Genomic DNA, 17,922 nt, shown 5'->3' on the forward strand with positions numbered 1-17,922 from the left:
CCAAGTAACACGAGACATACGAACGCCAGAGGTCGCCTGCGATGCGCTATCCCAACCTGTTCAAACCCCTCCAGCTTAACCAGCTGACGCTGCGTAACCGCATTGTCAGCACCGCGCACGCCGAGGTCTACGCCGAGCCGGGCGGCCTGCCGGGCGAGCGCTATATCCGCTATTACGAGGAAAAAGCGAAGGGTGGTGTCGGCCTCGCGATTTGCGGCGGCTCGAGCCCGGTCTCGATGGATAGCCCGCAGGGCTGGTGGAAGTCGGTCAATCTCACGACCGACAAGGTCATCGATCCGCTGTCGCGTCTGGCCGAAGCGATGCACCGCCACGGCGCGAAGATCATGATCCAGGCGACCCACATGGGACGCCGCAACGCCTACCACGGCGAACACTGGCCGCATCTGGTGACGCCGTCGGGCGTGCGCGAGCCGGTGCACCGCGGCAACGCGAAGATCATCGAAGTCGAGGACATCAAGCGCATCATCAAGGATTTCGCGGCCGCTGCGATTCGCGTGAAGAGCGCGGGGATGGACGGCATCGAAATCTCGGCAGCGCACCAGCAACTGGTCGACCAGTTCTGGAGCCCGCGCACGAACTTCCGCACCGACGAATGGGGCGGCAGCTTCGAGAACCGTCTGCGCTTCGGCATCGAAGTGCTGAAGTCGGTGCGCGAAGCCGTGGGCCGCGACTTCTGCGTCGGCCTGCGCATGTGCGGCGACGAATTCCACGAGAACGGCATCGACCACGAGCACGCGAAGGAAATCGCGCAGGCGATGGAAGCGACTGGTCTGATCGACTACATCAGCGTGGTGGGTTCGGGCGCGGACACGCACAACACGCTCGTGAACTGCATGCCGCCGATGGCGCTGCCGCCCGAGCCGTTCGTGCACCTCGCCGGGGGCATCAAGTCGGTGGTGAAGCTGCCGGTGATGCACGCGCAGAGCATCCGTGATGCGGGTCAGGCCGAGCGCCTGCTGGCGAACGGGATGATCGACCTCGTTGGCATGACGCGTGCGCAGATCGCCGATCCGCACATGGTGATCAAGATCCGCGACGGGCGCGAGGACGAAATCAAGCAGTGCGTCGGCGCGAACTATTGCATCGACCGCCAGTACAACGGCCTCGACGTGCTGTGCGTGCAGAACGCGGCGACCTCGCGCGAAGAGACGATGCCGCACGTGATCGAGAAGTCGCGCGGGCCGAAGCGCAAGGTGGTGGTGGTGGGCGCGGGTCCGGCGGGCCTCGAAGCGGCGCGCGTCGCGCGCTCGCGCGGCCATGACGTCGTGCTGTTCGAGAAGAACACCGAAGTCGGCGGCCAGATCATGATCGCGGCGAAGGCGCCGCAGCGCGAGCAGATGGCCGGCATCGTGCGCTGGTTCGACATGGAAACGAAGCGCCTGGGCGTGGATCGCCGGCTGGGCGTCGCGGCCGACGAGAAGATGATCATGGCCGAGAAGCCGGACATCGTTGTGCTCGCAACGGGCGGCCACAGCTACACGGAGGAAGTGCCGGGCTGGGGCGTGGAAGAAGGCCAGGCGGTCAGCTCGTGGGACATCCTCACGGGCAAGGTGGAGCCGAAGCAGAATGTGCTGGTCTATGACGGCATCAGCACGCATGCGGGCTCGGGCGTGGCCGACTTCATCGCGAGCCGCGGCTCGAAGGTGGAGATCGTGACGCCGGACGTCAAGGTGGCGGACGACGTGGGCGGCACGACGTTCCCGATCTTCTATCGCCGGCTGTACGCGGAAGGCGCGGTGCTGACGCCGAACTACTGGCTCGATCGCGTCTACGAAGAGGACGGCAAGAAGATCGCCGTGCTGCGCAACGAGTACACGGAAGAGCTCGAGGAGCGCGTGGTCGACCAGGTCGTGATCGAGAACGGCACGCGGCCGAACGACGAGCTGTACTGGAAGCTCAAGAACGAATCGGTGAATCGCGGCCAGCTCGACGTGAACAAGCTGTTCGCTTCCGAGGCGCAGCCGTGCCTTTCCGAAGACCTCGGCAACGGCCGCTTCCTGCTGTTCCGCGTTGGCGACTGCATCTCGATGCACAACATCCACGGCGCGATCTACGACGCGCTGCGGCTCGTGAAGGACTTCTGACCCATGAACCCGACCTGGCTCATTACCGCGCTGCTGTGGCTCTCGATGGCGGGCCTCGTGTTCGCCGTCGCGAAGCGGGCCGCTTACTGGCGCGTCGGGCGCGCAGCGGCGCCCGGCTCGTTCGGCGCCTTCGGTTTCACCAAGCTGTTCAGCATTCCGAAGCGCTATTTCGTCGATCTGCACCACGTGGTCGCACGCGACCCGTATATCGCGAAGACCCACGTTGCGACCGCAGGCGGCGCGATTGGGGCGCTCGCGCTGGTGTTCATCAACTACGGGCTCGCGATCTACTCGCCGTGGCTCGACAAGCTGATCTTCCTCGCGGCGCTCGCGATGCTGGTTGGCGTGGTGTTCGTGTGGCGTCGCCGTCACGCGAAGAACGTGCCCGCGCGTCTTTCCAAAGGCCCGTGGAATACGCTGCCCTGGGTGCTCGGTTCGTTTGCGCTCGGCCTCGTGCTCTACATGGTGGTGCCGGCCAGCGCGATGTCGGGTGGCTTCGCGGTGCTCTGCGCGCTGCTGATCGGCGTGGGCGCGTTCGCGATGACGTTTGGCGCGGCCAGCGGCGGCCCCATGAAGCACGCGATTGCGGGCCTGCTGCACCTCGCGTTCCATCCGCGTCAGGAGCGTTTCGCCGCCACGCGTGACGGCTGGACCGGCAACGGCACCGCCACGCCGCCCACGGCGCTCAAGCTGCCCGATATCGAGAACCAGGAATACGGCGTGGCGAAGCCCGTGGAATTCCGCTGGAACCAGTTGCTGAGCTTCGACGCCTGCGTGCAGTGCGGCAAGTGCGAAGCCGCGTGCCCCGCATTCGCTTCGGGCCAGCCGCTCAATCCGAAGAAGCTGATTCAGGATCTCGTGGTGGGCATGGCGGGCGGCACCGACTCGGCCTATGCGGGCAGCCCCACGCCTGGCATCAAGGTCGGCCAGCATAGCGGCACGCCTGACGGCCCGATCGTCTCGGGCCTGATCGAAGCGCAAACGCTATGGTCGTGCACCACCTGCCGCGCCTGCGTGCAGGAGTGCCCGATGCTGATCGAGCACGTGGACGCCATCGTCGACATGCGCCGCAACCAGACGCTCGTGCATGGCACGGTGCCGGGCAAGGGTCCCGAAGTGCTCGCGAACCTGCGCGAGACCGGCACGATGGGCGGCTACGACAAGGCCGCGCGCTACGACTGGTCGGTCGACCTGAACGCCCCCATCGCACAACCGGGCAAGCCCGTGGACGTGCTGCTGGTGGCTGGTGAAGGTGCGTTCGACATGCGCTACCAGCGCACGCTGCGCGCGCTCGTGAAGGTGCTCAACAAGGCCGGCGTGAGCTATGCCGTGCTCGGCGGGCAGGAAACGGATACGGGCGACGTGGCGCGCCGTCTCGGCGACGAGGCAACGTTCCAGCGCATGGCCAAGCAAATGATGGGCACGCTTTCGACGCTGAATTTCAAGCGCATCGTGAGCGCCGACCCGCACGTGATGCACAGCCTGCGCAACGAATATCGCGCGCTCGGCACGCGTTACGACGTGCTGCACCACACGACGTTCCTCGCGGAACTGGCGGCAAGCGGCAAGATTGCGCCGAAGGCTGTGGAAGCACTGCGCGAGAAGCGCACCACGTATCACGATCCTTGCTATCTCGGCCGCTATAACGGCGAAACCGAAGCGCCGCGCAAGCTGCTCAAGACCATCGGCATTCAGGTGGTGGAGATGGAGCGCAACGGTATGCGCGGACGCTGCTGCGGCGGTGGCGGCGGTGCGCCGCTGACCGATATCCCGGGCAAGCAGCGCATCCCCGATATCCGTATCGCTGATGCGAAGGCAGTGGGCGCCGAAGTGGTGGCCGTGGCATGCCCGAATTGCACGGCGATGCTCGAAGGTGTCGTGGGTCCGCGCCCCGAGGTGCTCGACGTGGCCGAACTCGTTGCTGCTTCGCTGGAGTGAACCGATGAACGCGATCAAACGAATCGATCCGCGCCGCCCCTTCATCATTACGGCGGCGGGACTCAGGCGCATCACGCTCGGCGAGAGCGGCAGCGCGGATGCAAACGCTGCGCACTGGACCGGCCATGCGCACGGCGGCGGCGCGGTGAAGCCGCTGCGTCAGGTTAGCGATCCGAAGCAAATCATGCTGGTGGTGGCGCACGCCGAGCGCGGTGCGCTCGACGACCATACGTGTCAGGCGATTGCCGCTGCGGCGCTGCTGGCCGACACGCAAACTGAAGTGGCGCTGCTGGTGTTCGGCGAAGTGAAGGACGATGTGGCCGCGCTCGGCGTGGACAAGCTGATCGAGCTGCCGGGCTTCGAGCGCCGCGTGTTCGCGCCCGAAACCGAGCTGCGCGCATTGCAGGCCTGCGCGGCGGCGCTTGCGCCCAAACACGTGTTCGTGCCCGACAACGCGACCGGTGACGGTGACCTGGGCCGCCGCTACGCCGCCGCAGCGGGCGCGAGCGTGGCAACCCATGTCGTCGAGATCGACGCGAAGCATGTAGGCGCTTACGAACAGGCGAAACGCGCGTTTGCAACGCGCGCGCTGCCCGATGTGATTCTGCTCGCACCCAACGCAGTCGATGCGAAGCTGCCCTTCGTGGGCGCGGGCGAACGGCTCGCGGGCGACTTCATCCGCCCGGCTGGCGATATCGGGCAACCGTATCGCGACCTGGGTCTCGAGGAAATCGACGCCGCGCAGGTGGCGCTCGAAGAGGCGGACTTCATCGTCTCGGCGGGCAACGGCGTGACCGACATTGCTGCGTTCGAAACGCTCGCGGGCGCGTTTGGCGCCGCTATCGGCGCGAGCCGCGTGGCGGTGGACAACGGCCATTTCACGCGCGACAAGCAGGTGGGCGCGACCGGCAAGACGGTCGAGGCGAGCGTGTATATCGCGTTCGGCATTTCCGGAGCCGTGCAGCATTTGCAGGGCATCAAGGACTGCCGCCACGTGATTGCCGTGAATCTGGACGGCAGCGCGCCAATCGCGAAGCGCGCGAACCTGACCGTGGTGGGCGACGCGCAGCAAACCATCGCCGCGCTGATCCAGCAGGTGCAGAGCGCGCGCGCGACGCGCGGGCAAGCGCCGGCACCCGTCGAACAACGTCAATCCGCAGGAGTGGCCGCATGAACGCTCAACGACAGATACAACGCATCGCGGTGCTGGTTTCCGCGGGCCGGCATCCCGTGAGCGGCGCGCCGCGCTATAGCCGCAACGATGCGCAGGCGCTGGAAATCGGCCGCAAGCTCGCACAGCAGCATGGCGCACAACTCGACGTGTTGCATGCGGGCGATGCCAACGATCCCGCGCTCGCAGAATATCTCGCGCTCGGCGCACGCGAAGTCGAAGTGCTGGCCTGCGGGCCGGGCGACGACGCGGCGCGCGCGCTCGCGGAGCGCGTGCGCGGCTACGACCTCGTGCTGACCGGCACGCGCGCCGAGGGCGCTCACGACAGCGGCATGCTGCCGTACAGCGTGGCCGCGGCGCTGGGCAGTCCACTCGTGGGCAGCGCCGTGGACGTCGAAGTGCGTTCGGACGCGCAAGGCGCCCGCGCGACGGTCCGCCAGTTCCTGCCCAAGGGATTGCGCCGCCGCGTGGAAACGACGCTGCCGGCCGTGATCGCCGTGCATCCGCTCGCCAGCGCGCAGCCGCAATACGCGTATGCCCGCCTGCGCGCGGGCACGATCCGGCCCCAGCGCGCCACGCGCTTTGCGAGCGATGAAGCCGCCGCCTGGAAGGTCGGCCCCATCGAGCGCAAACCCGTCAAATTCGCCGCCGCCGAAAAGCGCTCAGGGCATACCCGAATGCTCTCTGCGATCACGACCGAAAGCCGTGGCGGGAGCGTCGTAATTGACGGGAGTTCGGTCGAAAAAGCACAAGTGATACTGGCGTATTTGCGCGAGCATCAACTCATCGATTATTGAAATTTGCTGATCTGTCGGCAAGAACCTGGAATCAAGAATCCGGAGCACACGATGAACGTATCGGCAGACATTCGCGCGCTGGTGGAGCGACGCAAAGCGGGCTACAGCCTCGAAGCACCCTTCTATCGCAGCGAAGAGATTTTCGCGCTCGACATGGAGGCGATTTTCCGTCAACACTGGATTCAGGTGGCCACGGAGCCGGAACTTCCGGAGCCGGGCGACTACGTCACGGTCGAGCTGGCCGGCGAGTCGATCCTGATCGTGCGCGACGACGACATGGCAGTGCGCGCGTTCCATAACGTGTGCCGCCACCGCGGCGCGCGCCTGTGCAACGAGCAGAAGGGGACGGTGGGCAACATCGTCTGCCCGTATCACAGCTGGACCTACAACCTGACCGGCGAGCTGATGTTCGCCGAGCACATGGGCGAGCAGTTCGACCGCTGCAAGCACAGCCTCAAGCAGGTCCACGTGCAGAACCTGGCAGGCCTGATCTTTATTTGCCTCGCCGACGAGCCGCCTGCGGACTTTGCGAACCTGCGCGCCGCGATGGAGCCGTACCTGCTGCCGCACGATCTGCCGAACTGCAAGGTGGCCGCGCAGGTCGACATCATCGAGAAGGGCAACTGGAAGCTCGTGATGGAGAACAATCGCGAGTGCTATCACTGCGTCGCGAACCACCCCGAACTCACGATTTCGCTCTACGAATACGGCTTCGGCTACCAGCGCTCGCCCGCGAACGCGGAAGGCATGGACGCTTTCGAGCGCACCTGCGAGGAGCGCGCGAAGCAGTGGGAAGAGATGAACCTGCCGTCGGTCGAAGTCGAAAAACTGCTCGACGTTACGGGTTTCCGCACGCAGCGCCTGCCGCTCGACCGCAGCGGCGAATCGCAGACGCTCGACGCGAAAGTGGCTTCGAAGAAGCTGCTGGGCGAGTTCCGCACGGCCGACCTTGGTGGCCTCTCGTTCTGGACGCAGCCGAACTCGTGGCATCACTTCATGAGCGACCACATCGTCTCGTTCTCGGTGATTCCGCTTTCGGCCGGCGAGACGCTCGTGCGCACGCGCTGGCTCGTGCACCAGGACGCCGTGGAAGGCGTCGATTACGACGTGGCGAATCTCACGGCCGTCTGGAACGCGACCAACGACCAGGACCGCACGCTGGTGGAGTATTCGCAGCGCGGCGCGGGCAGCAGCGCCTATGAGCCGGGCCCGTACTCGCCGTACACCGAGGGGCTGGTCGAAAAATTCGCGGCCTGGTATGTCGGCCGTCTTGCCGAGAAAATCGGCGCATAACCTAGTGCGCGAGTAGAGCGGAGTTTGACATGATGCGAGATGCGGCCCAATTCGATCCCACGGACAGCCGGGTGACGCGCCCGGCCTTCTGGGGCACGCTCCCGGAGCGCTGGACGAGCGATGTAGAAGAAACGCTTGTGTGCTGCCACGTGCGGCAGGAAACGCACGACGTAAAGAGCTTTTTCTTTCGTTCGCCGCAAGGGCGCACGTTTTCGTTCGAGCCGGGGCAGTTCGTCACGCTCGAACTGGAAATCGACGGCGAGCCGGTGAATCGTTGCTATACGATTTCGTCGTCGCCGGCGCGGCCGCACACGATCTCCATCACCGTCAAGCGCGTGCCGGACGGCAAGGTGTCGAACTGGCTGCACGACAACCTGCAGCCGGGCGCATCGATTCGGGTGCTCGGGCCCGGTGGCGAATTCACCTGCGCGCGTCATCCGGCGAACAAGTATCTGTTTCTTTCGGCGGGCTCCGGCATCACGCCGCTGATGTCGATGAGCCGCGCGCATCACGATCTCGCGGAAGATCGCGACATCGTGTTCGTGCATAGCGCACGCACGCCCGACGACATCATCTTCGCGCGCGAGCTCGAACTGATTGCCGCGAGCCACACGCATTTCCGCACGTCGTTCGTTTGCGAACGGCTGGGCGCGCGCACCGCGTGGCCCGGCGTGACCGGCTTTCTCACGCTGCCGCTTTTGAAGCTGATTGCGCCGGACTTCATGGAGCGCGAGATTTTCGTGTGCGGACCCGCGCCGTATATGAAGGCCGTGCGCGACCTGCTCGACGAGGCCGGATTCCAGCGCAAGCAGTATCACGAAGAGAGCTTCTCGTTCGAGACGCTGAACGCTGGCGAGGGAGAGGCGCTCGCCGAAGCCCCGGCGCAAGCGGACGGGGAAGCGGGAAGTGAAGCGGGCGCGGAAACCGCCACGTTCAAGGTCACATTCGCGAAGAGCAACCGCGAGATCCAGTGCGGCACGAACCAGCACGTGCTGGACGCCGCGCGCCAGGCCGGCGTGCGACTGCCTTCGTCGTGCGCACAAGGCATGTGCGGCACCTGCAAGGTCAAGCTCGTATCGGGGCAGGTGCAGATGAATCATAAGGGCGGTATTCGCCAGCGTGAAATCGATCAGGGCATGGCGCTGATGTGCTGCTCGAAGCCGCTGTCCGATCTCGTCATCGACAAATAACGCATGGCAAAGGACTACGCGCCCACCTCGCCCGGGCGCATGTAGCAGACGCGCTTGTCGCCTGTGCGCATGTCGCAGAACGACAAGATCGCGTCGAAAATCGACGATAACAATAAATAGTGGCGGGGGATTCTGGATACGCACTGGGCATGTTTGCCCATATTTGAGGAGACAACCGTGAAGCTGCTGCAAAAACTGTTGTGGACCGGCATGGTGTCGGCGATGGTGACGTTGAGCGGATCGGCATTCGCCGATGGCAAGCCGACGTTGAAGATCGGTTATGTAGAAGGATGGGACGATAGCGTGGCCACCTCGAACGTGGCGGCGCGCATCATCGAGAAGCGCTACGGCTACCAGGTGCAGCTCGTGCCGGTGGCTGCGGGCATCATGTGGCAGGGCGTGGCGCGCGGCGACCTCGACGCGACGCTTTCCGCCTGGCTGCCGGTCACGCAAGGTGCTTACTGGGCGCAGTTCAAGGACAAGGTGGTCGACCTCGGTACGAACTTCCCCGGCGCGAAGATCGGCCTCGTGGTGCCCGACTACGTGACTGCCAAGAGCATCGGCGACCTTAACGCGCAGAAGGGTGCGTTTGGTGGGCGTATCGTTGGCATCGACGCGGGTGCGGGCGTGATGAGAAAGACCGACGAAGCGGTGAAGCAATATGGGCTCGATTACACGGTCATGCCCAGCTCGGGCAGCGCCATGACGGCTGAATTGGCGCGTGACGTCAATGCGAAGAAGCCGGTGATCGTGACCGGCTGGACGCCGCACTGGATGTTCGCGAAGTACAAGCTGCGCTTCCTGGAGGACCCCAAGGACGTCTATGGCGCGGCCGAGCACGTGGATAGTGTCGTGAATCCGGATCTTGAGAAGAAGGCGCCGCCTGTGGTGTCGTTTCTTAAGAAGTTTCAGTGGAAGCCGGGTGAGATCGATAGCGTGATGCTGGCTATCCAGAATGGGGCGAAGCCTGAGGCTGCTGCGGATACGTGGATTGCCGCGCATGGCGAGCGTGTGAATGATTGGGCGCAGGCGGCGCAGTGAGGGCGCTTGAAGGCCTGTAGATTGGGGTGGCGCGCGGGGCGCATGGTGGTTTGCGTGCCGCGTGTCGCGCTGTGATTTTTTGTTGGGCGTTGCCTTGTTGGTATTTCCTTGTTGGCATTTCCTTGTATTCGTGTCGGTCTATCAGCGTTGCCCCTGTGCGGGGCGGCACCTACTTTTCTTTGCAGCGGCAAAGAAAAGTAGGCAAAAGAAAGCCGCTCACACCGCTAGTGTGACGCAGTGGACCACTTGCCCATTATCGGAGCGGTTCCGGAGCGTCTGTCATCACGCGCCGTACAACGAAGTGACAAAGGGCTCATTCCTCCGGCGGCGCTACGCGCCCCGTGGGGCATAACCCCAAACCAGTGGGGCGCATGCGCATCGATAGGGCGCATGCATTCTTGCTCGTTCATCAGCACCTTCGGTTTCCTTTGCATACCCGACCGCTGCGCGCGTAGCGAGCAGCGGGATGAATGACTCCTTTGTCACTACCGTTGAAGGTGCGGGGTGACGGATGCTCCGGAACCACTTCGATCACAGGCAAGGGGTGCACTGCGTCACACTGGCGGTTTGAGCCGCTTTCTTTTGCCTACTTTTCTTTGCGGCTGCAAAGAAAAGTAGGTGCCGCCCCGCACAGGGGCAACGCTAATAGACCGACACGAATACAAGGAAATGCCAACAGGGAAATGCCAACAAGGCAGCGCGCAACAAGGCAACGCCCAACAAAGCAACAACAAGAAAACGCCCCACACAATAATCCGCAATAACCCCTAAAAGCACCACCAAATAACCCACCACCGCACCGTAAAGGTGCGCCCAACCAACGACCCACGCACAGCGCGCAAGCATCAAGAAAGGCCCCCAAACCGTCGTGTCGTTTTTGCATAAGCGCCTGTCGCAAATAGCCATCCCGACGGGGTTTTTTCTGGCAACCATGTAGATACACGAAGCGGGCCGGCGCCTGCATGACGAGGAGATGGAGTCGATGGAATCCCCAAAGATCGTAGTCGATGGACTATGCAAGGTTTTCGGACCCAATCCGAAAGTGGCGCGCGAGTTGCTCTCGAGCGGTGCCACCAAGGACGAAATGTTCGCGAAAACCGGTTATGTGCTTGGCGTGAACAATGCCTCGTTCTCGGTGAACGCAGGCGAGATTTTCGTGCTGATGGGGCTCTCGGGCTCCGGTAAGTCCACGCTGATTCGTCTCATCAATCGTCTCGTCGAGCCCACCGCGGGCAAGGTCGTGATCGACGGCCGTGACATCGCTGCCGTGAAAAAGCGTGAGCTGGTTTCGCTGCGCCGCACCGACATGAGCATGGTGTTCCAGTCGTTCGCACTCATGCCCCAACGCACGGTGCTCTCGAATGCGGCCTTCGGTCTCGAAGTCGCGGGCGTGGGGCGCAAGGAGCGCGAGCAACGCGCGCTCACGGTGCTCGAACAGGTCGGTCTCGCGCAGTTCGCGCACAAGCTGCCCGCCGAGCTTTCCGGCGGCATGCAGCAGCGTGTGGGTCTCGCGCGCGCGCTTTCCGTCAATCCTTCGCTCATGATCATGGACGAGGCGTTTTCCGCGCTCGATCCGCTCAAGCGCAAGGAGATGCAAAACGTGTTGCTGCAACTGCAAAAGGAGCAGCGCCGCACGATCATGTTCGTTTCGCACGATCTGGAAGAGGCGCTGCGCATTGGCACCCGCATCGCCATCATGGAGGGCGGCCGCATCGTGCAGGTCGGCACCCCGCAGGAAATCATCAGCAATCCTGCCGATGACTACGTGCGCGCGTTCTTCGACGGCGTGGATACGAGCCGCTATCTCACCGCCGGCGATCTGATGCAGCGCGAAGCGGTGCCGCTCATTCGCACGCTGGACAAGACCAGCGTTGCCGCGTCGCTGAACGGCAGCAACGAATATGCGTTCGTGCTGGATGCGCAACGCCGCATCAGCGGTTTCGTCACGCGCGACGCGATTGGCGTGGACCAGCCGTCATTGCGCCAGGTCGAATGCATTTCGCGCGGCGCGCCGCTCGAACAGGTCGTTTCGCGCGTTTGCGCGACTAACACCGCATTGCCGGTGGTCGACGATGAAGGCCGCTATTGCGGTTCCATCGATCAGGCCGCTGTTCTCAAGGTCATTACGCGCAACAGGGGTGCCCATGTCTGAGATCATTCCACTCGGCCAATGGGTCGATCAGTCGGTTCATTATCTGCTCGACCACGATGCCAATACGTTCGATGCCATTGGTCAGACGATCGAGAGCTTTGCGAGGCTCATCGAGCATGGCCTCCAGGCCGTGCCCATGTGGGCGATGATGGCGTTCTTCATTTCGCTCGGCCTGTGGCGCGTGGGCTGGCGCTTCGCGATGTTTGCCACGGGCTCGCTGCTGCTCATCTACGCGACAGGCTTCTGGGACCAGATGATCGTCACCTTGGGGCTCACGCTTTCGTCCACGCTCATTAGCCTCGTGCTGGGCATCCCGCTCGGCATCTGGACCGCGAAGAACAAGCTCGTGTACACCATCGTGCGGCCGATTCTCGACCTGATGCAGACGATGCCGGCCTTCGTCTACCTGATTCCGGCCGCGATGCTGTTCGGTCTGGGCCGCGTGCCCGGCATTCTCTCGACGGTGATCTTCGCCATGCCGCCCGCCGTGCGTCTCACGAGCCTCGGCATCAAGCACGTGAACCGCGAGATCGTGGAAGCGGGTCAAGCCTTCGGCTGCACGCCGTGGCAACTGCTCTACAAGGTGCAGTTCCCCAACGCGCTGCCCTCGATCATGCAGGGCGTGAACCAGACGATCATGATGGCGCTTTCGATGGTGATCATCGCCTCGATGGTGGGCGCGGGCGGCCTCGGCAACGACGTGCTCGCGAGCATCCAGCGGCTCGACATCGGCCTCGGCTTCGAGAGCGGTCTTTCGGTGGTGCTGCTCGCCATCATTCTCGACCGCATCACGGAGAGCTTCGGCCGCTCGCCGGGCGCCGCGAAGGCACCGCTGTTCTCGGGCTTCAAGCAGATCTTTCGTCCGCGTGCCGTAGTCGCGCAGGCCTGAGTGCCGGGCCGCTTGCGGTAAGCGCGGCTTCCTTGTCAGGTGAACCGGCTCGCATCGGCGGGCCGGTTCTTTATTCTCAGTCTGTGCAGGTTTGTCTCCATAGGGGCGCAATGTGACATCCGGCACCGCCGAGGCCGTCGAACTCTCCAGGCCGGCCTCCTCGCTGCAACATTTTGGGTTCCTTACCTTGCCGAATTTTTCGATGATCGCGTTTTCGAACGCCGTCGAAGTTCTGCGCATGGCCAACTATGTCGGCCGCGGCGATCTCTATCGCTGGTCGGTCTACACGCTCGACGGTGCGCCCGCACGCGCGAGCAACGGGATTTCGGTGCGCCCGGCCCAGGCGCCGGACCCGGACGATCTTCCCGATGTGATGATCGTCTGCGGCGGCATCCACATTCAGGAAGCCGTGGACGATAACGTGCGCGCCGCGCTTCACGGATTCGCGCAGCAGGGTATTCCGCTCGGCGGCATCTGTACGGGCGCCTATGCGCTGATGGCGACCGGGCTGCTCGACGGCTACCGCTGCGTGGTGCACTGGGAGAATCTTTCCTCGCTGCACGAAGCCTTTCCGCACGTGCAATTCGCCGACGAACTGTTCGTGGTCGACCGCGACCGGTTGACCTGCACGGGCGGCACGGCGCCACTGGACTTGATGCTCGACCTCGTGGGCGCGCGCTTTGGCAACCAGCTTGCCGCGAAGGTCTCGGAGCAGTTCATTCTGGAGCGCATTCGCAGTGCGACCGATTTGCAGCCGATTCCCGTGGACGCACGCGTGGGCTTCTCGCGCGCGGAACTGGTCGAGGTCGTGCGGCTGATGGAGGCCAATATTCGCGAGCCGCTTTCGCTGGAGGAGCTTGCGCGGCTCGTGCGGCTCTCGCAGCGGCATTTGCAGCGCATGTTCAAGGCTTATCTGAACGTGTCGCCCACGCATTATTACCTCACGCTGCGCCTGAAGCGTGCGCGTGAACTGCTGCGCACGACCGACGCGTCGATCTCACGCGTGACCGCGATTTGCGGGTTCAATTCGCCGTGCCATTTCAGCAAGGCGTATCGGGTGCAGTTCGGTCATGCGCCGAGTCACGAGCGGCGTGGGGCGGAGTGAGGGGAACGCCGCGCGGTGCGCGGCGAGTGCGACGACGAGCGCGTCAATACCGGTCGAGTGCCGCTTGCAGCAACTTCAGGCGGGTTTTGCCGTCCGGAGTGAACACGGTGTCGAAGCGCACGAGCCCTTCATGATGCAGGTGGCAAGCCATCGTGAAGCCGATGGTCATGCCGGGTTCCCGGGTATGCACTTCGATTTCGACCGCCCTCAGGCGCGGCTCGTATTTAAGCAATGTCGACTCGATGGCATGCCGAAGCCGGTGCGTTGACGACGGCAGATGCCGGTAGATTTCCGACAAATCGTCGAGCCCGAAGTCAGGCAGGTGCGCAAGCGAGCGGCGGCGGCTGTTCAGAATGCGCTCGATGTTGTCCCGTACCGAGAGGAACGTCTGTTCCTCCGGCATGAAGTCGCTCACGCTTGATCCGTCGGCAAAATGCCCCGTGATCCGTTCGAAAAGTCCGGGTCCTGTGCGCATGATTGCCTCAATGTGCCATGCCGGCGATCGACGACAACATCCAGCGCTCGATGGCCAGCCAGACGAGCCCCGCAGCGATGCCCGCAATGAGCAACCACGTGGGCGGTGGCAAGGGACGTCTGCGAGGGCGGGACGGATTCACCACGACCGGGCTCGACGGGTCCGGATCGGTTCCGGCCGTGGCGCGCGCAAGACGTTCGTCAATCGCCTGGACGAGCTGCGTGCGCGCTTCAGCCTCATTCAGGCCGAAACGGCCCTTGAATCCCAGTGCGAGTACAGCAGCGAAGATGCCGAGCAAGGGCAGCACAGGCCCCGTTTCATGCAGTCGCCGGTCAATCCGCCTGAGCACTTCCTCGCCCGCATCGTTGCGGCTGAATACCCGCACTTGCAGAGGCTCACGTTCCCACACATCGCGCGCCTGCGGGCCGAGCCCGTTGAGGGCCGCTTCGTCGAGCAGCGCGCATTGTGCATAGAGCGCGTCGTCGATCACATCGCGAGGGTAGCCACGCCGCCGCAGTTCTTCACGTAGACCGATGATCTGGGCATCGGCGTCCCTGCGCAGATCGTCAAGCGCTGGAGGGTCGTTGCTGCGCAGTGCCATGACGGTGCGGGCGGTATCGCGCAGCGCCACAGGCAGAAGGTCCGGAGGCAGTTGTTCAGCGATGGTCTTCATGACGGCAGTACCGCATAGAGTTCAAGCTCGGCCTCGGGAATCGACGCAGGCAGATAGATCTGGCAGGCACGCGCGGCGATCATCCGCGCGAACGCCGGATCCGAACTGTCCACCGCGAAATACTGGTTTTCGATCCGCACGGGAATCGCGGCGGGCAAACGCGATACCGGCCGCAGCGTGATACCGGTCAGCGCGGAATTGACGACATGTTCGACCTCGTCGGGCGCCCCCATCTTGCACAGCGCGGGCAACTGCTCAAGTAGCGCGTGAGCTGGCATCGACGCGCGCACCGACAGGTAGTAGTCGACGTTGTCGGTGAGACGCTCGTCGTTGATCTGACCACGCCACATCGAGGTACGCAGGCGCTCCAGTGTGATGGGTACGACCCGCGAAGGAATCACGGCATCGAGCAGTGCGCGGATCAGCGATTCGAGTTCCGCAAACACGGGCTCGGGTGTGCGATGGGCGTATGCGGGGATGGCCTGCAACGTTTCAGTGGTCGAAAACGTGAGAAGCGAACCAGCGAGGCGCGCGAGCACGGCGTAAAGCCGTTCCGGATGCTGCTCGGGCGCCTGGGCGAGACGTGCCAGTTCCGGCCATGTGCTGTTCACCGAGTGCAGCAGCCAGAAGAGCGCCACATCGGATACCGCAAAATCCGCGATCTGGTCCGAGCGCTCCTTGCGGCGCACCGCGAGGCTCGCGCTCTTGGCGGTGAGAATCTCCGAAACACGCCGTATGCGTTGCGTGAGACGCGTGCTTGCCGAAAGGAAAAGACACGGCGGCACAAACGCTTCGTCCTGTTCGAAGCGACCTTGCGGTGTGCGCACGAGGCGTGTAACGGGACAGGTGACGTAGTCGCTCGCCTGCTCGAAATCGAACAACAGCGCCACCACCTGGCGCTCGACACTGATTTCCTCCTTCCCCTCTCCGTTGATGTCGACGACATGAAGAAATTCGCGGGTTACGCGCCGCGGGCGCGCCGGCTTCTCTCCGGGCTCCACGCAGTTGCGGCCCTGCGGGTCGACAAGCGCCACGCCGGCGAGTACCGTGACCGCTTCCACATTGGCCGGCACGTCCGCCAGACTGCGCGCGCTGGGCAGCCAGTCAGCGGTTTCGCTGTCGATGAGCGTGCCGTCGCGCAGACGAGCCGTCAGCCTCGAAAGTTGCAGCCGATCGACGGTGAGCGCCTGCGTGTCCAGTGCGACATCGATCACCCCCCAGGCGTCGGGACTCGCAATACGGGCAATCCGGTCGTTGGAAAACTGTTCCCAGAGCGCCTGCTGCTGAAAATGCTGCGGCGTCATGAAAATGCCTCGCGCCCACAGGGGCTTCGTTATCTTCATCGTTGTTAGTGGTCCGGATTAAGGTAAGGAGAATAGGCAGGGTTCAACGCCTGGCCTTTGGCATCTGGGACAGTAGTGACAGGCTCACATCCATGCCCTCGATCTGGAAGTGCGGAACAATGAAGAGCGCGATACGAAATACGCCCGGATTGTCTTCAATGTCTTCCACCACGACGCGGGCTTCGCGCAGCGGGTGCGACGCCTGAAGGTCGTCGCCAGGTTTCGTCATGACCGTCACGAGCGACCGTATCCAGGCGTTCAGTTCGAGTTCAAGTAGCCTGCGATCCTTCGTGGTGCCAATGTTTTCGCGTTGGATCATCTTCAGGTGATGCGCAATTCGCGAGAGCAGGAAGATGTACGGAAGGCGCGCATTGATGCGGCTGTTGGCTGTTGCGTCGCGCGTTTCGAAGACGGCTGGCTTCTGCGTCGAATGTGCGGAATAGAAGCACGCGTAGTCGTGATTGCTGGTGTACGAGAGCGCAATGAGGCCTAGCTCGGCAAATTCGAATTCGCGGGTTTCAGCAATGAGCGCGTCGGTGGCAATCTTGCCCAGATGCCCGGTATCGAGATCGTAAAGGTGGACCGGAAGATCGCGGATCACACCGCCAGCCTGGGGGCCACGGATCTGCAGGCACCATCCATTGCGCACGAAACTTCTCACGAGATTCACCGCGAAGGCAAACGCCGCGTTCGCCCACACGAACGCGCTACTTCCGCCTCCGCGCACATCCTCGGTGTAGCTGAAAGCGTGCACGGGATTCGTGTCGGGACTATATGGCAGGCGCGCGAGAAACCGGGGCAGCGTGAGCCCGACGTAGCGGGCATCCTCCGTTTCACGAAATGCCTTCCATTTGAGGTAGATTGCGCGCTCGAAGTAGCCGGGAAGATCGCGTATGCCGGCCACTTCCTCCATGCACATTTTCCCGAAGAATGCAGGCGAGACCGCGCCGATAAACGGCATGTGCGCCGCCGCTGCTACCTTCGACAGATTGCGCAGCAGCGCAATGTCGGGCGCGCCGGCGTCGAACTCGTAGTTCGCGATGACCGCAGCGATGGGGTACGCGCCCGGCGTGTCGTATTCCTGAGTGTAGGTATGGAGGAACAGGCCGCTCTGGATGAGTTCGGACGTATCCTCGAAGTCCTGCCGCAATGTTTCCTTTGAAACGTCGAGTACTTCGATACGCACGTTACGGCGAAAATCCGTGCGCTCGACCAGGAACTGTAGACCACGCCACGCTGATTCGATCGCCTGGAAAGCGGGGTGGTGGAGCACGGCGTCGATCTGCTTGCCAAGCAGCAGGTCGATTGCGGCTAGACCGTGGTCGAGGTGTAGCAGATCTATACGCTCATGCGTATTGGTTTGCGCGAATGCGTCGTGTGCCGTGGTCTCCGGGTCTCGCTGGGTGCTGGTATGGAAGCTTGCGCTCATTGTTTGGTTCTTGATCTGTTTCCGCTTCGCTCAAACAACAATACTTAACACGTCCCCCATCTCAAAACAGAATTCAAAAATCAATGGCGGTCACTTCATGATTCAAAACAATGAATGATCTATGCCGATACGGCCATTACTTCACCGGAAGATTGAAGGTGCGTATTGTGCATACCTTAAACGCAGATTAGTTGCGAAGTCTGCATATTCCACGCGTACTCGAGCGCGAATTCCACGGCGACCCGAGCACCGATTCCACGATGACCCGAGCGCGAATTCCACGCACACCCGAGCGCGAATTCCACGCGTAAGCGAGCAGTA

At 63.2% G+C, this 17,922-nt stretch carries 14 protein-coding genes; 10 read left to right on the forward strand and 4 right to left on the reverse strand.

The annotated features are described in order from the left end of the window. Positions 1-41 precede the first annotated feature (41 nt). The 10 genes from L5014_RS31690 (at position 42) to L5014_RS31735 (ending at position 13,681) form a co-directional block, all read left to right on the forward strand. Complete coding sequence (locus L5014_RS31690; RefSeq protein ID WP_238467745.1) at positions 42-2,105, forward strand: NADH:flavin oxidoreductase; 2,064 nt, start codon at positions 42-44, stop codon at positions 2,103-2,105. A 3-nt stretch (positions 2,106-2,108) separates the two neighbouring features. Further along, positions 2,109-4,043, forward strand: a complete 1,935-nt coding sequence (locus L5014_RS31695; protein ID WP_238467746.1) for a (Fe-S)-binding protein — start codon at positions 2,109-2,111, stop codon at positions 4,041-4,043. Between the two features lie 4 nt (positions 4,044-4,047). Next, on the forward strand, positions 4,048-5,217 hold the full coding sequence (locus tag L5014_RS31700; RefSeq protein WP_238467747.1) for an electron transfer flavoprotein subunit alpha/FixB family protein: 1,170 nt from the start codon (positions 4,048-4,050) through the stop codon (positions 5,215-5,217). Further along, positions 5,214-6,011, forward strand: a complete 798-nt coding sequence (locus L5014_RS31705; protein ID WP_238467748.1) for an electron transfer flavoprotein subunit beta/FixA family protein — start codon at positions 5,214-5,216, stop codon at positions 6,009-6,011. Before L5014_RS31700 ends, L5014_RS31705 begins: the two co-directional genes overlap by 4 nt. Positions 6,012-6,062: 51 nt before the next feature. Next, positions 6,063-7,304, forward strand: coding sequence for an aromatic ring-hydroxylating oxygenase subunit alpha (locus L5014_RS31710; RefSeq protein ID WP_238467749.1), 1,242 nt, complete (start codon positions 6,063-6,065; stop codon positions 7,302-7,304). 29 nt (positions 7,305-7,333) lie between these two features. Continuing rightward, positions 7,334-8,494 (forward strand): FAD-binding oxidoreductase, encoded by a 1,161-nt coding sequence (locus L5014_RS31715; protein ID WP_238467750.1) that lies wholly within the window; start codon positions 7,334-7,336, stop codon positions 8,492-8,494. Positions 8,495-8,671: 177 nt separating this feature from the next. Then, positions 8,672-9,535: a glycine betaine ABC transporter substrate-binding protein gene (locus tag L5014_RS31720; RefSeq protein WP_238467751.1), complete on the forward strand. Its 864-nt coding sequence runs from the start codon at positions 8,672-8,674 to the stop codon at positions 9,533-9,535. A 982-nt stretch (positions 9,536-10,517) separates the two neighbouring features. Further along, positions 10,518-11,687 (forward strand): quaternary amine ABC transporter ATP-binding protein, encoded by a 1,170-nt coding sequence (locus L5014_RS31725; RefSeq protein WP_238467752.1) that lies wholly within the window; start codon positions 10,518-10,520, stop codon positions 11,685-11,687. Next, positions 11,680-12,576 (forward strand): choline ABC transporter permease subunit, encoded by an 897-nt coding sequence (gene choW / locus L5014_RS31730; RefSeq protein ID WP_238467753.1) that lies wholly within the window; start codon positions 11,680-11,682, stop codon positions 12,574-12,576. The genes L5014_RS31725 and choW overlap by 8 nt, the downstream gene beginning before the upstream one ends. Before the next feature lie 112 nt (positions 12,577-12,688). Then, positions 12,689-13,681, forward strand: a complete 993-nt coding sequence (locus L5014_RS31735) for a GlxA family transcriptional regulator (RefSeq protein WP_238467754.1) — start codon at positions 12,689-12,691, stop codon at positions 13,679-13,681. 43 nt (positions 13,682-13,724) lie between these two features. On the opposite strand, the gene tssE is transcribed toward L5014_RS31735, so the two are convergent. From tssE to tssC, 4 genes are read right to left on the reverse strand one after another with little or no spacing between them, the layout of a single operon-like run. Beyond that, complete coding sequence (tssE, locus tag L5014_RS31740; protein ID WP_238467755.1) at positions 13,725-14,156, reverse strand: type VI secretion system baseplate subunit TssE; 432 nt, start codon at positions 14,154-14,156, stop codon at positions 13,725-13,727. Between the two features lie 7 nt (positions 14,157-14,163). Continuing rightward, complete coding sequence (locus L5014_RS31745) at positions 14,164-14,829, reverse strand: DotU family type IV/VI secretion system protein (RefSeq protein ID WP_238467756.1); 666 nt, start codon at positions 14,827-14,829, stop codon at positions 14,164-14,166. After that, positions 14,826-16,172, reverse strand: a complete 1,347-nt coding sequence (gene tssK, locus L5014_RS31750; RefSeq protein ID WP_238467757.1) for a type VI secretion system baseplate subunit TssK — start codon at positions 16,170-16,172, stop codon at positions 14,826-14,828. Before tssK ends, L5014_RS31745 begins: the two co-directional genes overlap by 4 nt. A 43-nt stretch (positions 16,173-16,215) precedes the next feature. After that, a complete protein-coding gene (gene tssC / locus L5014_RS31755) occupies positions 16,216-17,601 on the reverse strand; it encodes a type VI secretion system contractile sheath large subunit (RefSeq protein ID WP_238467758.1) in 1,386 nt (461 codons plus the stop codon). Positions 17,602-17,922: the final 321 nt, after the last annotated feature.

Source organism: Paraburkholderia tagetis, from assembly GCF_022213065.1.
GTDB classification, from domain to species: domain Bacteria; phylum Pseudomonadota; class Gammaproteobacteria; order Burkholderiales; family Burkholderiaceae; genus Paraburkholderia; species Paraburkholderia tagetis.

Coding starts and splice junctions, on each gene's coding strand:
- L5014_RS31690 (WP_238467745.1), top strand. CDS start 42: ATGCGCTATCCCAACCTGTTCAAACCCCTCCAGCTTAACCAGCTGACG.
- L5014_RS31695 (WP_238467746.1), top strand. CDS start 2,109: ATGAACCCGACCTGGCTCATTACCGCGCTGCTGTGGCTCTCGATGGCG.
- L5014_RS31700 (WP_238467747.1), top strand. CDS start 4,048: ATGAACGCGATCAAACGAATCGATCCGCGCCGCCCCTTCATCATTACG.
- L5014_RS31705 (WP_238467748.1), top strand. CDS start 5,214: ATGAACGCTCAACGACAGATACAACGCATCGCGGTGCTGGTTTCCGCG.
- L5014_RS31710 (WP_238467749.1), top strand. CDS start 6,063: ATGAACGTATCGGCAGACATTCGCGCGCTGGTGGAGCGACGCAAAGCG.
- L5014_RS31715 (WP_238467750.1), top strand. CDS start 7,334: ATGATGCGAGATGCGGCCCAATTCGATCCCACGGACAGCCGGGTGACG.
- L5014_RS31725 (WP_238467752.1), top strand. CDS start 10,518: ATGGAATCCCCAAAGATCGTAGTCGATGGACTATGCAAGGTTTTCGGA.
- choW (WP_238467753.1), top strand. CDS start 11,680: ATGTCTGAGATCATTCCACTCGGCCAATGGGTCGATCAGTCGGTTCAT.
- tssE (WP_238467755.1), bottom strand. CDS start 14,156: ATGCGCACAGGACCCGGACTTTTCGAACGGATCACGGGGCATTTTGCC.
- L5014_RS31745 (WP_238467756.1), bottom strand. CDS start 14,829: ATGAAGACCATCGCTGAACAACTGCCTCCGGACCTTCTGCCTGTGGCG.
- tssK (WP_238467757.1), bottom strand. CDS start 16,172: ATGAAGATAACGAAGCCCCTGTGGGCGCGAGGCATTTTCATGACGCCG.
- tssC (WP_238467758.1), bottom strand. CDS start 17,601: ATGAGCGCAAGCTTCCATACCAGCACCCAGCGAGACCCGGAGACCACG.